The following is a 13,741-nucleotide window of genomic DNA, read 5'->3' as shown; positions in this document are numbered from 1 at the left end:
ACCGGGGAAACCTCGTGTAGGAAAATCAACGGCAATAAAGCGAATTATTCAACAAATTGGTCCTGAATATTTTGGTGGTTTTTACACTGAAGAAATACGTAACTTTACAAATCGCACTGGATTTAATTGCGTGACGCTTAACGGTGAGACTATACGTATTGCAAGTGTTGATAGCGAAAGTTCGGTAAGAGTAGGGAGATATGGGGTTGATATCGATGCTTTTGAGAATATCGCCTTAAAGGCAGTGAGGCTATCGTTAGATACAAAGAAGATTACAGTTGTTGACGAGATCGGTTTCATGCAAATGTTATCCGCTCCCTTTGAAAAAATGATCCATGAAGTTATTTCGAGTTCTGAACCTATTATTTTAGGGACAATTTGTGTAGATAGCCATCCGAACGTTGACAAGATAAGGAAACTATCTGGGGTAAAAATTTATCATCTGAATGAAGAAAATCGTGAGTTAACAACAGAAATAATGGCAAATGATATTCTTAAGTTATTGTAGTGAATAAATTTACCTGTATCGTGCGTTAACGGGCAGATTAATTCAACAAAACGCTAAAAAACTATTATATGTTTATGTGAAATCAATTGGGGTGACAGAATGAGCGAATATATTCTAGAATTACGTTCATTAGTTGGAACAAGACCTTTAATTCTAGTTGGTGCAGTGGTTATCATTCAAAATGATAACCACCAAATTCTTTTACAACACCGCAAAGATGGTAATTGGGGATTACCAGGTGGTCTTATGGAGCTAGGGGAGTCGTTGGAGGAAACAGCAACTAGGGAAGTATACGAGGAAACTGGATTAACCTTAAAGCGTTTAACCTTGTTGGAGCTATTTTCTGGTCCAGAACTTTATCTAAAACTAAAAAATGGAGATGAACTTTATTCAGTAACAGCACTGTATTTTTGCAATGATTACAAAGGAGAATTGGTGAGCGATTCAACCGAATCACATGAGGTAAGTTTTTTTGATGTGGACGATCTTCCGAGTTTAAATCCTGCAAATACTATTTACCTTGCAAAGTATTTAGAATCTGATTTACTTCGTAGAAGGTAAACAATGAATGGACTGCCTTTTATTGAATCCCGTTGGCGTACCTAGATGTGATGCATAAAGCATTTAATAAAACGTAGGGGTACCAATTTGATTTTTGATGAGTTTCACACCAGTAATCTATGATTTAGTCAGGTGGGGTGAATGATATTGAATGCAAGGATAAGACTGGCGAGTCCAAGTGATGCAAATGAACTTTCAAGGCTTAATCAAGAGTTTAACGGAGGTGACAAAAGGCCTTCTGCGGACATAATTGAGAGCCTTAATGACAGCACTGAATTGATTGCTGTAGCTGAAATAGGTGGCAAAGTCGTTGGTTTTGGTTGCGCTCAGAGTTTTCGATCATTCTGTTATAACGGACTTCAAGGAGAGATTACCGAATTGTATGTTGCGGAAGCTGCTCGAAGAAAGGGCATTGCCACTTCATTAATATTTTATTTGGAAAAAAACCTAAAAAAACGCGGAGTGAAAAGTGTTAAAGTACTAACAGGAAGAAGAAACAATGCTGCGATTAAAACCTATGAACAATGCAACTATCATCAGGATGATGAGCTCTTGTTGAAGAAAAAGTTGTAGGACTCCACTGACGGGCACGATAACGTAATGGGGTACATAGATAAGATAATACTTTGCTGAAGAAAATTAAAGACCCCTCTTGGAAGGGGTCTTTGGCCTACAAGATATATTATTGAAGTCTCGCCAATGCGGTTTCTTTTGATCAAAATGGAATTCGTTTTGAACTAATTACGTAGTCATGTTCGGCTGCCCAATCCACCAGGCCTTTCCAGAATTCCTCACAGGTAGAAACTATCTTCGAGGGTTCTGCTAAATCTCCAGACATAACCAGCCTCGCAATATTGTCGAATCCTTTTGGACGACTCGGCATTTCCAATGCTTCAGGTAGAACCATTGCGCCGGTTGAGAAAAGCCGTTGATTGTGCAATCCGACCAACATGGCACCGTATTGGGCAAACTGAACTGCTAGGTATGGCAAGTAGGTGAGAGGACCATTTACATTAACATTTCTGAGCTTGCCAACAAACTCATACATTTCACCTACAAGAACCTCGTTGATTGCTTGTCTGAAATCTTCCTTTTTTACAGATCCGGCCGCATTTCTTAGGCTTTGAAAGAAGCCTTCAGGATCATATAAACTAAGTTGGGTGAAGTAAGGACCATGCGTCAGCGGCCATCTCCCTTCAACAGAAGAGGCGTTTTTAAGCAGCACGTTCGAACTGCGAACGTCCACCTCCGCTTTCCAGGACCCAGCCGACCATTCATAACAAAACTCTACGGGTTCAGTCGACTCACGCAGTACACAAAACATCTCAATGTCCGAGAAAGGCCCATCTGTGCCTCTAGAAACGGAACCATAGACCCCAATGGCTAGAATTTTATCTCCGTACACCTCATGCAACTTTTCAGCAATTTCGTGGCAGGTTTCAAGTCTCTCACTTCGAGATACTTTTACAGGTCCATTCATGTTCATCAACGTGCATCTCCCTTTGTTTTAATTAGGTGAGTGGACACTAACACATGAATGGAGGGCCTCGGGCTTAACGGGGGATCTTTTTTGGATGCATTGGATTTCCTCCCACAAGTTTCTTGTGGAAATTATACCCAATTAAATGTGTTTTAGCAAGATGTTGGAGAGGGTAGGTATTTTTTTGAAAAACCTACCCTTACAGACAGCGCGGAGAACCTTACATAAAAAAGCTCCAATTCGTTCCGCTAACGGGCACGATAGTGCAATGACAACAGGCTGCCGATAATATCGGCAGCCTCAGAACGGGCAGTAAAACGTTATCCCGTGAAGGATATTTATGGAAAATGCCGAATAGTTTAACGAAACCAATACCAATTAACAAAAGTGAGGAAGAATATGAATATAGTTCTTATAGGTATGTCTGGAGCTGGTAAAAGCACTTTAGGTGTGTTGCTTGCAAAAGCTTTAGGAATGGATTACGTGGATACAGATATTGTTATACAACAACATGAAGGTATGTTGTTACAAGATATAATTGATGATGATGGTATCGAAAAATTTATGGAAGTCGAAGAAAAAATTGTGTCTGAATTGCAACTAAAAAATTGCATTATATCTACAGGCGGAAGTGTTATATATTCAGAAAAAGCTATGAATATCCTTAAACAGGGTGGACAGATTATTTATTTACATGCCCCATATGAAGAAATTAAAAGGAGACTAATAAACATAACAACCAGAGGCATTGTAATAAAGAAAGGAAATAGTCTTAAGGACGTTTACGAGGAAAGAGTCCCTCTATACATTAAGTATAGTGATATAACTCTTGATTGCTCAAATAAGGATATAGAACATTGTGTTATAGAAATTATAGAGAAAATACAAGAAAGTCATTGCGATAATATCTCTCAATGTTAATGCATTTGGTTTTGTAATGTTCAACACTGAGGGGTTGTCGCTAGGGAGCCTTTCGTTACGAACGGGCAGTATAATAACTAAGGACTTAACTCATCTCATGATACTGATATTGACATAACGCCAAGTAGTAACTACAATGGTTACAACGGTGGTGATGCAATTGAAACAAATAAGCACGCGCTTTTCTATCGCTGTTCATACTCTTTCCCTGATTGCATGTAGTCCGAACGAATGTACTGGGGACTTCATTGCGGGTAGCGTAAATACAAATCCTGTTGTAATCAGAAGAATTATAGGAATGCTAAAAAAGGCAGGGTTAGTGGAAGTACGTCCTGGGGTGGGAGGCGCTTCTCTACTTAAAGCACCTGAGGAAATTACACTCTTTGATGTTTATCGGGCTGTAAATGTAATTGAAGAAAATCAATTATTCCGTTTTCACGAAGATCCGAATGAGCGATGCCCAGTCGGACGGAACATTGAGACGGTTCTCCAATCCGAGTTGAGCGAGGCACAATCTGCTATGGAACAAAGATTGGCACAAACGACTTTGAGCCAACTCACATCAAGGTTCATATAAATGAGAGCTCCTTTAAGAGAGCTTTTATTTTATAAACTTGTTGTAACTAATATAGTTATAACAGAAGGAATTACAACAAAACATATTTGGAGGAAAAGAAAATGAAAATGTTAGTCACAGGCGCGACAGGGAAATTGGGAACGAAAGTTGTTGAGGCTCTATTGAAATCTGTACCAGCAAGTCATCTGGCTGTAAGTGTGCGCAATCCAGAGAAAGCGGAAGGCTTACGAGCTCGTGGAGTAGAAGTTCGCAAAGGTGATTTTGACCGTCCAGAAACATTGGACTCTGCTTTTGCAGGTATCGATCGCTTATTAATTATTTCTGCGGATGGAGACAACGAAACAAGAATTCAGCAGCATACAAATGCTGTAGCTGCTGCAGAGCGTGCTGGAGTTAAATTTATTGCATATACCAGCTTAGCCAATGCAAGTGAAAGCATGATTATCCTTGCCCCAGTACACCGTGCCACGGAAGAAGCGATCGTCAAAACGGGCATTCCTTATTCTTTCTTGCGAAATAACTGGTACTTGGAGAACGAGATTGGGAGCATTCAAGGCGTGATGGCAGGAGCTCCGTGGGTGACGTCTGCTGGATCTGGCAAGGTGGGTTGGGCATTGCAACAAGATTACGCGGAGGCAGCTGCAACAGTATTAGCGGGGGACGGACACGAGAATACGATTTATGAGCTATCGGGTAAACCGATGACTCAAGAAGAACTAGCGTCAGCTCTTGGCACGGTATTAAGCAAGGAAGTACACGTGCAACAGGTCGATGACGCTACTTATGCCAACATCATGAAAGGCGCGGGTGTTCCCGAATTCGTCCTCCCTATTCTCGTAGGTATCCAGCAAGGTATTCGGGAAGGCACACTGGAGATCGAAAGCAACGATTTCGAAAAGCTGCTCGGTCGTCAAGTTACGCCAATCAGTGATGCACTGACTCAAATCGTTAACGGAATTTCTCAAACAAAATAATTGAACTCAATTTGAAAATCGACCTTTCGTAATGCGAGGTCGGTTTTTATTTAAATGCTCCAAAGCTTGCCATGTCATTTCGCTAATGGGCAGGATGAGCGCCCGTATTTGGATCTTGCCAAATATGAAACCTGTTGCCGTCAGGATCTTTAAACCAAAACTTCAACCCGCAGCCGCCATAATCCTCTATCGGTTCAACGTATGCTCCGCTGTTGGTTAAAGATTGATGCAGGGTAAAAATGTCCTCCGTTTCAAAAGTAAAGGAGCATACCTCGCTTCCATCCAGTCCTACGAAGTGTGAAGTTTGTCCCTCACATTTGCAAAGGAATAACCATATCCCGTTGCCAAGCAACATAACATCGCCGCCAGGACTTACCCTGTTTAAACCCAAGTATTTTTCAAACCAAGCCGCTGCCTTTTGGGGATCGGCAACCGGGATGTAAATGCAATTAACTGCTTTCAAAAGGGGTGTCAGGGTTTTCTCTTTTACTTGTTCCGTCACACTGGTCGTTTCGCTCATTTGATTTCCTCCATAACTTTTTAAGATGATTTGCCCAAATCGTCACCATACTCCTTTTTTGATAAACGCTTCCATAAAATCATGTCAAAAATGTATCATGCAGCTTTGCTTGGACATACATACCCGTCAGAGACTCATATTGCCGAGTCAGGTAACGGAGATTCATCAGATACTGACCCCGCTTTTTGTAAGGCTCCAGCTCTTCTTTGTAGAACATTTCCCCCAGTTGGTACGCATCAGCAACATCCGTTTTCACCTTGCGTAATTGGCTCTTTTTTGCTTGGTGTGAAAGGAACGGATCGTCCACAGTATCGCTTGTTATCCGGGATCTCTGTCCCAACCAGCCTAATCATGGTTTAACAAGTAGGGGGAATAAACGGAATAGCTCTCGGGATCCAAGTCCCACGGGCAGAAACGTTCGATCCCCAGCTACCGCTAGCTTACTACCTCATAAAAATAAGGTCGACCAGAAAGATCTGGTGACCTTATAATACGAACGGGCAGGATAATTGAGAAATGAAATGATATAATTACCTAGGATTAACAATGAAAAGGAGAAAATTAATGAATTGGTTAGAAATTGTACTGTTGAGTGTTTTGTTTGCATTACCTAATTGGATTAAAAATAGAACACTTGTTTCTTCCCTTAAGGAATTCATTATCGTGTTAATATCTCTTACCTTATTGAAATATTTATTTTCATATATAAAACTTCCAGACATCCCTGAAAATTTAAAAGGGATGGTATTTGGTGGAATTATTATTTTAGCTTCTGTTGTCATAACAATTAGAGCGTTTAAACAGAGTAAAAAATAAACTAAAGTATCTTGTCTTCTTTATTGGAGGGGTAAGAATAAATTTGCGTCAGTATCCATGGCAGCCTCATATCCTACTGCTTCTTCTTTGGGAAGTACCAAATAAATATAGTACTTTGAATTGTTTCCATCTTGGTTAATAATTACATACAGCAATCATAATCTAGTTCTTCTTACGGAGGTTACTCATGAATCCAGTTTATATCACGAGCATAGGCAAGTTTCTTCCAGGATCACCTGTACCTAACGATGAGATCGAGAACTTCCTTGGCAAAATTGGCGGCAAGAGCTCCAAGACTATGCGCCGCATTCTTGAACAAAATAAAATTTGCACTCGTCATTATGCGATTGATACGAATCAACAAAGTCTATTCACGAATGCTGAGATGGCCAACCTTGCCATACGGGACGCACTTGATCGTAACCAAGATGATTTATATCAGGAAGTCGACTTTCTTGCCGTAGGTACGACACAAGGGGATCTGTTAGTTCCAGGCTTCGCCAGCATGGTTCATGCAGAATCAGGTCTTCCTGTCATGGAAATCGCTACACATCATGGTGTTTGCGGCAGCGGGATGCAGGCAATCAAGAATGCCTACCTGCAGGTACAATCCGGCGAGAAGAAAGCCGCTATCTCCTGTGCTAGCGAGTTTCCAAGCCGCGTCTTTAAGCATACTCGCTTTGAGGCACAGGCAAGATTCGCAGACCGCCCGATATCATTCGAAACCGACTTTCTCCGCTTCATGCTCTCTGATGGGGCCGGCGCAGCGGTGCTGCAGAACAAACAAAGCCACAAAGGTTTATCCCTTCGGATCGAATGGATTGATAACAAGTCCTACGCCAATATGTATGATGTCTGTATGTACGCGGGTACGAACAAGGAGGCGGCTACCGATAAGGAGCCAGCCAGCTGGCTCGACTATCCTTCTATTCATGAAGCTGCCGATAACGGGGCTATTAATCTGAAGCAGGATATTAGGCTTGTGAATGACATGCCTAAGATCGGTGTAAAACGTTTCTTTGAGCTTGTCGACGAGGGCAAAGTGATTCCAGGCGCGATTGACTGGATGGTATGCCACTATTCCTCCCACTTCTTCCGTGAAGAGATTTTTCGTCTCCTGCAGCTTGGGGGGCTAAGCATTCCTGAGCAGAAGTGGTTCACTAATCTCTACACAAAAGGGAATACAGGCGCGGCTTCCATCTACATTATGTTAGAAGAACTATTGAACGAAGGTCATCTAAAGCCAGGCGAGCAGGTGCTGTGCATGGTCCCAGAGAGCGGAAGATTCCAAACCTCCTATATGATGCTAACGGTAGTAGGATCGGATGAGGAGGATGCATGTGAAGCTCTGATCTTAGCCGAGCGGGAGCCTGAAGCTCCTCATGTTGAATACGATGAATCCAATGAGATTCAGCAGCTGCTCGTCCGCCAGCTCGTTCAGATTTGGATCGATTTTGAAGAAAAGCTCGCTCAGGTTCCGGTTATTCATAAGCTGTATCGCGGCAATTTTACTATGGAAGATTATATGAGTCTCATGGAGAACATACGGCAGCAGGTTATCGACGGCTCACAATGGATTGCACGTGCAGCCTCTTATATCGCAATTGAGCATATTGATCTTCGCTCTCTCTTTATCTCTCATGCCCGCGACGAGCATCGTGATTTTCAAATCCTTGAGAAGAATTACATCGATGTTGGCGGCAGCCTATCGGATATTCAGGGTGGCGAGAAGAATATTGGCAGCGAAGCTCTATCCGCCTATCTCTTCCAACGCGCAAGCCGTGAGAACCCGATCGATCTCATCGGTGCCATGTGGATTATTGAAGGGCTTGGCTGCCGAATGGCCAGATACTGGGGAGAGATGATCCGAGATCAGCTGCATCTAACGGATGAACAGGTGTCCTTCCTGCTGTATCACAGTGATTCCGACGAGAAGCATTTTGAGCGGCTTGAAGCCGTCGTCCAGCATCCTTTGCTCACAATGGATATTGCGAAACGCATCGTGAAGACAGCCAAAACAACGGCCCGCTTATACTTACTTCAATTAGAGGAGCTGGGCAACACATGAGTCACGCTGATTATTATAATCAAATGCCGCATGATAAGAACGATCCCAATCCATTCCTAGCCATCTACCTTGACCAGAGCATCCCCTTTAATGAGGAGGCGAAGGCCGCTTATCTAAAGGATTGTTCCAGCAAATCCAGACAATTTCTACTTCCTGTGCTAAGGCCGATAGCTCGAATGTTCATTATCCTTCTACAGGTTTTTAAAATCGTTGTCCCAAAGAGGCTCACTTCCTCCAGACTGCTGCATCGGATCTTATACTGGGGCATGCGGACGTTCGTTAGTCCGGACGCCAATTATATGATTCTGCGGCATTTCTTCCTAGGCTCCGAAGTGCTGCAGTTCATTCGCGACAATGTGCCTGGTGTTCACGTCGAGATGAATCCCTTGAAGCCAACCAATCTCGAACCCGTCAAAGATGATCTATTCCTCATCCATGACCTTAATCTGTACAACTTCGTCATTAATCTGAACCGAGAGATCCGGGCCAAGAACATTGAGGTAAGCAAGCAATTCCCGCTTAACTTCGGTGCCATTACTTCTACTCCCATTCCTATTGAACAAATGCCGAACCGATGGACAAATTTTGTTGATCTTACTACGGCGATTGAATGCTTCACACCGGTCTATCAGCTATTTCTAACCGATAATGACTTCTGGAGAGCGACGAACTCCCTTCAGCTGGATGAAACCATCGGTATTCTCGCATCCAAAATCATTGGTAATAACGATCGGCTGGCACTCATTAACAATAAACATCCCATGGTCCCTCTCACAACACTTCGCGCTGGATTCCGCCTGGTCCTTCATGGACTCGCTACGGAGCAAATGCATGCGCTGCTTGTGGAATTGAAACAAAAACAGGCTTCCTGAACATAGGAGCCTGTTTTTGTTCGTTATCCTTTTTGTTATCCTTGATGATGGCGAGAATGCTTATGGGATTTCTGTTCTTTGATGCTTGTTGCGAACATCTGGTCAAAGTAAGGAAGGAAAAAACCGTAGTTACCATTGTTTCTAACATGGTGATCACTATGCCTTGGTGTAAAGCTTAGCAGGCTTTGCGCAGATCGGCCTGGGAAGAAATCGAGATTACAATGACCCAGTACGTTTAGAATCAGGCTCATTAGCGGCAGAGTCAGAAGTGATAAAACGGAGAACGAATAGAACAGCAGTGCGGTTGTAAGCACGCTTCCGAGAAGCAGCGCCTCCACATAATGAAAACTAAACGTTGAGTAGGCTGTCGGTATTGTTGATAGGTGATGCTTATAATGGACATGCTTGAATAACCATCTCGTGTGCAGCAGTCTGTGGCTAATATAGAAGTGAATCTCATTCCATAGAAACAACGCTAGAATTTCTAATAGCAACTTCGGCCATGAAACGGTCCAAGAGACATGCAGCAGCCCATGGTTAACCAGATAAGCCGTAGCTACAGTGAGGAGTCCAAAAATCAAGATGGAGATGAGTGAAAGCTTAATCTCCGACCTCATCTGTCTCGGCTTGATCGGTCGCCGGACAATGGGTTCACCGACTATAGCTAGCCGCATACCGATCCATGCACCGCCGAAATACATAATTGCGAACCCAAAGATCGTTAGCCCAAACACAACGAAGTAATTGAACTGCAAGGTTAATAATCCCCCTTATGCTAGCATGCCACTTGCCGCTTTAACTTCTTAATATCGCTTTGCTGCTCAGTCTAATATAACATAATGACCCCTGATCGATTACCATCCGGACAAATTGTTTACTCAGCGTGCATATACCGAAAACTTTCTACACATTTATTCGATGGTCCTTGCTTAATTTCCTGCATTTTCCTGTAGTTAAATTGATCGCGGTTATTAAAAACATATAATTTACGGGACACGATAGCTGAATAAACATCCAGAACAAGGCTGCCGGCATGAATGGCAGCCTTTTGCTCACCTGACGGGCAGGAGAACACAACACGCACGTGGAATAGATTGGATATTACGATTAGCATGGGAGGTAGAATTACATGTTGGAATCCATAAAAGAAGATTATATATTATCCAATAAAAAAAGTTGGGATGAAGTAGCTCCACGGTTTTTTGGCAGGACTGCACTTCCTATATACGGCCCATTTCTGCCCACAGAAAACGAACTAAACCTATTTGGTGATTTATCGGATAAGAAGGTTTTAGAAATTGGTTGTGGTAGTGGGCACTCCCTAAAATACATGGCCTCGCACGGAGCCTCTGAGCTTTGGGGAATCGATTTATCCAATACTCAAATCGAGACCGCGCGGGATCTCCTTACGGACTTCAAAACAAAATTGAACCTTTTTCAAGGGGCGATGGAAAATAACCCCGGTATCCCAATTAAGTATTTTGATATTGTTTATTCGATCTATGCGATTGGTTGGACCGTTGACTTGCGAAGGACACTACAACATCTGTACAGCTACCTGAAACCAGGTGGAACATTTATCTTTAGCTGGGAGCATCCGCTTCATAATCGAATTAGACAGAAAGGTGAACAGCTTGTAGTTGATAAGTCTTACCATGAGGAAGGTCTTCAACAGTGTGAGCCATGGGATAAGCCGGCAATAATGAATCAACTGAAACTCAGCACATATATTAATGAGCTAATTCAAGCGGGATTTCAAATTGAAAAGGTAGTTGAAGATGTTGTCATCCAAGAGGAAATTAATTCGGGAGATCCTACAGTGTGGTATACATATAAAAAGGCATCATTAATTCCTCCTGCATTTATTATAAAGTGCACAAAAAATACGGAATGGAGTAGGTAAAGGGGCAGCGTGGTTTAATAAATAGAAGATACAATCAATCAGCGCCTCGTTGAACGGCTTGAGGAATTTATCTCCAAGAACAAGACGGATCAAGGGAGTAGGATGAATTCGAAACGGTTGTGAAATAACGTCCAAAAAAGCGAAGGAGAAGCAAAATGGGGTGATAGATATTTCGTGTAGTTTTACAGTTTTGGGCGAAGTAAATGTCGATGCAATTAGATAGGATCGCTCAAGCGGATGGGTGGACTTTAAGGACTTGCCGTGTGTGTTATGTGGCTAAAACAAATCTAATGTCATAAAAGTTCTTTATGCCCGTAAAATATCTGAATGAGGGAGGTTACATATGACTACTAAAGGAATAATTCGAAACATCAAGGCGTGGAATGACTTATATTTCAAAAACTGCTACTACAGCGCTCTTTTTCCCGTCATATTGCAATTTAAAAAAAGTATAACGCCTGTCTTGCTAAATGATATTTATACCTACAAAGAAGGGGATGACTCTACACAGGGGTTTATTTCGATGGAACACCAATCGATAAAGGAAATGGATGACATTTTAAAGGATATGGGGATAAACAGCCAGGTAAAAAGCACGACGAACGTCATTCAGGAATTAAAGAACTCTATAGATGCGAATCGTCCTGTCCTGCTGTTCATAGATTGCTTTTATGAAAAAATACGTTTTGATGCATACAACAAGCACCACTGGGTACATATTGTACTTGTCTATGGCTATGATGATGAAATTCAGGCATTTGACATTCTGGAACACAAGTATGCGACAGGGTTTACCTACGATGAATTCAAATTCAGCTACGAAGATGCCCAGAATTGTTATGAGGGGTATTTGCGGAATCTGAGCCGAACGGACTTCACGGGATATATAGAATACAGCCTTGATCCTGAGTTTAAAGACAGGGAATATACTCCCGATGATGAAAAGAACAACATAGCTTCATTTATCGATACAATAACATCCAGGAAAACAGACATCTTTGAAGGTATAGCAACATTAAGGACGTTTGCTGATAATTTTGAGGACAGGGTATTAAACAATAATTTATTCTCTGACAAAAATATGGTAGAGAAAATTAATCAGCAGTTGAATCATTTCCGGGTATCAAAGTCAGTGGAAAGATACAGGCTTCTGAAAGTCTTTGGAGAGGGCAATCCTGCAGCAGCGCTTGCAGATGAGCTGTTGGAGCATTGGGGATATATCGCCGGAGTTTTCGGGAAGTGCGGCAATTCCGAAAAGTTAAATAAAGCCTATTCTGATTCTATTACCAAGAAGGTAAAGAATTTGCCAGAATTAGAAGAAAGGTATTTTACAAGTTTGTTCCAAGTTCTCGAGGAATGGAGGGTGAAAACTTGTGACTGATTTCCATAAGCAAGATCTTAATTTATTTCTTAATCATAAGTATGTAAACTTTGAGGTGGGGGAAACAGCGCCGGAGACCTATAGAGTAGCACATTTCGATGAACTTTTTAAGCCTGAATGCTTGCCTGGCATAAATGAGACATATGAACGTTATGGGATACCTTTTATCTTTCCGGATATTTCGAAGGAAGGTTATGATCATGTATGCTGTGAAGGCCAGAGTTTGGAAACAGCGGTTAAAAGGTACAGTAAGATGCACTTGATTGGTTTCTGTGAAAGTGCAGACTTCAGCGAGACGATTTGTGTGATAGATGCGAATGGCTTAGAGGAACAGGTGGAAGTTTTTTTCTATAACTTCTGGAAGGGAATCGAGAGCTGGGAATATGACAGACCCTCAAAGATTTGCAAAGTGGCCGGACTTGTTACGACAACAAGTGAAGGGCCGAGGGCGATTTTCTGCTGTTCTGTTCCTTTTCCAAACGGCATGGAGGTTTGTCATATGAAACTTCCATTTAATCCAAACATGCATGTGTTTTCAATTACTTTGGAAACCCCTTAGTCTTGGGAAACCGTCGTAAGCTACGACCACGCGCAACCACTTCACCTCGGCAGCGCGGAAGCTTTGGTGGAACTGGGGATGAACGAGGATATTATTTATGAGTTCGATTCGAAGCTGCCACTTCGAATCGGACTTCGATGGGAAATCGTCGACCCACTGTCTTACACCGGCGTGCAGGAAGCGCTCGGGAAGGATATGTTCGTCCTGGATGTAGAGATCAAATTTACGTCCAACAAGATGAAGGTCAAGCAGTTGAAAATATCCTGTTTCCTTGAAAACCAATTCATCGTCGACTCGGATGCGGTTAATAGTGCGTCCCTGGAGAACGCAGAGAGGCTCCTATTACTTAGCAGTCAACGAGGAAAGAAAACTTGACATTAGTCCTTCACGTGAGTTGGCGCCGATGAAGTGCTACGGGTTGCTCATTGCCCGATGACTACCGTCTTCATATTGTCATACAAGCAGGTTCGGGTAATTCCTCCAAAGTACGCCATGGCTTGTTCATGACAGCCCGATAAGCGTCTCTACTTTCTCATCTTCTGTATATTCCACATACAACGTCCGTGAATAACCAAGCTCCATAATGAATGCATACAAGCGC

General features: G+C 42.4%; 15 protein-coding genes and 2 pseudogenes. 13 read left to right on the top strand and 4 right to left on the bottom strand.

The features are described 5' to 3' along the window. Positions 1-16: 16 nt before the first annotated feature. From EKN16_RS09545 to EKN16_RS09535, 3 genes and pseudogenes are all read left to right on the top strand, one after another. Positions 17-508, top strand: a pseudogene (locus tag EKN16_RS09545) (nucleoside-triphosphatase); the annotation flags it as partial. A gap of 99 nt (positions 509-607) precedes the next feature. Continuing rightward, positions 608-1,069: an NUDIX hydrolase gene (locus tag EKN16_RS09540; RefSeq protein ID WP_125655779.1), complete on the top strand. Its 462-nt coding sequence runs from the start codon at positions 608-610 to the stop codon at positions 1,067-1,069. Positions 1,070-1,210: 141 nt separating this feature from the next. Next, complete coding sequence (locus EKN16_RS09535; protein ID WP_311546738.1) at positions 1,211-1,642, top strand: GNAT family N-acetyltransferase; 432 nt, start codon at positions 1,211-1,213, stop codon at positions 1,640-1,642. Between the two features lie 142 nt (positions 1,643-1,784). On the opposite strand, the gene EKN16_RS09530 is transcribed toward EKN16_RS09535, so the two are convergent. Next, positions 1,785-2,555, bottom strand: a complete 771-nt coding sequence (locus EKN16_RS09530) for an ANT(4')-I family aminoglycoside nucleotidyltransferase (RefSeq protein WP_125655776.1) — start codon at positions 2,553-2,555, stop codon at positions 1,785-1,787. 393 nt (positions 2,556-2,948) lie between these two features. Here EKN16_RS09530 and EKN16_RS09525 point away from each other — a divergent pair, with 393 nt between their 5' ends. The 3 genes from EKN16_RS09525 to EKN16_RS09515 all read left to right on the top strand — a co-directional run bounded on the left by EKN16_RS09525 (position 2,949) and on the right by EKN16_RS09515 (position 5,021). Next, positions 2,949-3,470, top strand: coding sequence for a shikimate kinase (locus tag EKN16_RS09525; RefSeq protein ID WP_125655774.1), 522 nt, complete (start codon positions 2,949-2,951; stop codon positions 3,468-3,470). 160 nt (positions 3,471-3,630) lie between these two features. Next, entirely contained in the window at positions 3,631-4,047 is a 417-nt protein-coding gene (locus EKN16_RS09520) for an Rrf2 family transcriptional regulator (protein ID WP_125666057.1), read from the top strand. 101 nt (positions 4,048-4,148) lie between these two features. Beyond that, complete coding sequence (locus tag EKN16_RS09515; protein WP_125655772.1) at positions 4,149-5,021, top strand: SDR family oxidoreductase; 873 nt, start codon at positions 4,149-4,151, stop codon at positions 5,019-5,021. Between the two features lie 82 nt (positions 5,022-5,103). Here EKN16_RS09515 and EKN16_RS09510 read toward each other — a convergent pair whose 3' ends face one another. Further along, a complete protein-coding gene (locus tag EKN16_RS09510) occupies positions 5,104-5,541 on the bottom strand; it encodes a VOC family protein (protein WP_125655770.1) in 438 nt (145 codons plus the stop codon). A 100-nt stretch (positions 5,542-5,641) separates the two neighbouring features. After that, a pseudogene (locus tag EKN16_RS09505) lies at positions 5,642-5,842 on the bottom strand (IS110 family transposase); the annotation flags it as partial. Positions 5,843-6,105: 263 nt separating this feature from the next. Here EKN16_RS09505 and EKN16_RS09500 point away from each other — a divergent pair. The 3 genes from EKN16_RS09500 (at position 6,106) to EKN16_RS09490 (ending at position 9,297) form a co-directional block, all read left to right on the top strand. Next, a complete protein-coding gene (locus tag EKN16_RS09500) occupies positions 6,106-6,357 on the top strand; it encodes a hypothetical protein (RefSeq protein ID WP_125655768.1) in 252 nt (83 codons plus the stop codon). 187 nt (positions 6,358-6,544) lie between these two features. Continuing rightward, complete coding sequence (locus tag EKN16_RS09495; RefSeq protein ID WP_125655766.1) at positions 6,545-8,425, top strand: beta-ketoacyl-ACP synthase III; 1,881 nt, start codon at positions 6,545-6,547, stop codon at positions 8,423-8,425. Continuing rightward, positions 8,422-9,297: a DUF6999 family protein gene (locus tag EKN16_RS09490; RefSeq protein ID WP_125655764.1), complete on the top strand. Its 876-nt coding sequence runs from the start codon at positions 8,422-8,424 to the stop codon at positions 9,295-9,297. The genes EKN16_RS09495 and EKN16_RS09490 overlap by 4 nt, the downstream gene beginning before the upstream one ends. A gap of 35 nt (positions 9,298-9,332) precedes the next feature. Here EKN16_RS09490 and EKN16_RS09485 read toward each other — a convergent pair whose 3' ends face one another. Beyond that, positions 9,333-10,052, bottom strand: a complete 720-nt coding sequence (locus EKN16_RS09485; RefSeq protein ID WP_125655762.1) for a sterol desaturase family protein — start codon at positions 10,050-10,052, stop codon at positions 9,333-9,335. Between the two features lie 374 nt (positions 10,053-10,426). Here EKN16_RS09485 and EKN16_RS09480 point away from each other — a divergent pair, with 374 nt between their 5' ends. From EKN16_RS09480 to EKN16_RS09465, 4 genes are all read left to right on the top strand, one after another. Continuing rightward, positions 10,427-11,200 (top strand): class I SAM-dependent methyltransferase, encoded by a 774-nt coding sequence (locus tag EKN16_RS09480; protein ID WP_125655760.1) that lies wholly within the window; start codon positions 10,427-10,429, stop codon positions 11,198-11,200. A gap of 343 nt (positions 11,201-11,543) precedes the next feature. After that, complete coding sequence (locus EKN16_RS09475) at positions 11,544-12,581, top strand: BtrH N-terminal domain-containing protein (RefSeq protein ID WP_125655758.1); 1,038 nt, start codon at positions 11,544-11,546, stop codon at positions 12,579-12,581. Continuing rightward, positions 12,574-13,140 carry a hypothetical protein gene (locus tag EKN16_RS09470; protein WP_125655756.1) on the top strand — a complete coding sequence of 189 codons (567 nt, stop codon included), beginning with the start codon at positions 12,574-12,576 and terminating at the stop codon, positions 13,138-13,140. The genes EKN16_RS09475 and EKN16_RS09470 overlap by 8 nt, the downstream gene beginning before the upstream one ends. A gap of 78 nt (positions 13,141-13,218) precedes the next feature. Further along, entirely contained in the window at positions 13,219-13,515 is a 297-nt protein-coding gene (locus EKN16_RS09465) for a hypothetical protein (protein ID WP_125655754.1), read from the top strand. Positions 13,516-13,741 lie beyond the last annotated feature (226 nt).

The sequence above is a fragment of the Paenibacillus baekrokdamisoli genome (assembly GCF_003945345.1).
In the GTDB taxonomy this organism is placed as follows: Bacteria; Bacillota; Bacilli; order Paenibacillales; family Paenibacillaceae; genus Paenibacillus_Z; species Paenibacillus_Z baekrokdamisoli.
Note: the sequence above shows the minus strand (reverse complement) of the source record. Positions and strands in the feature narration are given on the sequence as shown.

Excerpts from the sequence above, each read along its gene's own strand:
- EKN16_RS09500 (WP_125655768.1), top strand. The coding sequence starts at position 6,106 with ATGAATTGGTTAGAAATTGTACTGTTGAGTGTTTTGTTTGCATTACCT.
- EKN16_RS09495 (WP_125655766.1), top strand. The coding sequence starts at position 6,545 with ATGAATCCAGTTTATATCACGAGCATAGGCAAGTTTCTTCCAGGATCA.
- EKN16_RS09515 (WP_125655772.1), top strand. The coding sequence starts at position 4,149 with ATGAAAATGTTAGTCACAGGCGCGACAGGGAAATTGGGAACGAAAGTT.
- EKN16_RS09490 (WP_125655764.1), top strand. The coding sequence starts at position 8,422 with ATGAGTCACGCTGATTATTATAATCAAATGCCGCATGATAAGAACGAT.
- EKN16_RS09510 (WP_125655770.1), bottom strand. The coding sequence starts at position 5,541 with ATGAGCGAAACGACCAGTGTGACGGAACAAGTAAAAGAGAAAACCCTG.
- EKN16_RS09475 (WP_125655758.1), top strand. The coding sequence starts at position 11,544 with ATGACTACTAAAGGAATAATTCGAAACATCAAGGCGTGGAATGACTTA.
- EKN16_RS09480 (WP_125655760.1), top strand. The coding sequence starts at position 10,427 with ATGTTGGAATCCATAAAAGAAGATTATATATTATCCAATAAAAAAAGT.
- EKN16_RS09530 (WP_125655776.1), bottom strand. The coding sequence starts at position 2,555 with ATGAACATGAATGGACCTGTAAAAGTATCTCGAAGTGAGAGACTTGAA.
- EKN16_RS09540 (WP_125655779.1), top strand. The coding sequence starts at position 608 with ATGAGCGAATATATTCTAGAATTACGTTCATTAGTTGGAACAAGACCT.
- EKN16_RS09535 (WP_311546738.1), top strand. The coding sequence starts at position 1,211 with ATGATATTGAATGCAAGGATAAGACTGGCGAGTCCAAGTGATGCAAAT.
- EKN16_RS09525 (WP_125655774.1), top strand. The coding sequence starts at position 2,949 with ATGAATATAGTTCTTATAGGTATGTCTGGAGCTGGTAAAAGCACTTTA.
- EKN16_RS09465 (WP_125655754.1), top strand. The coding sequence starts at position 13,219 with ATGAACGAGGATATTATTTATGAGTTCGATTCGAAGCTGCCACTTCGA.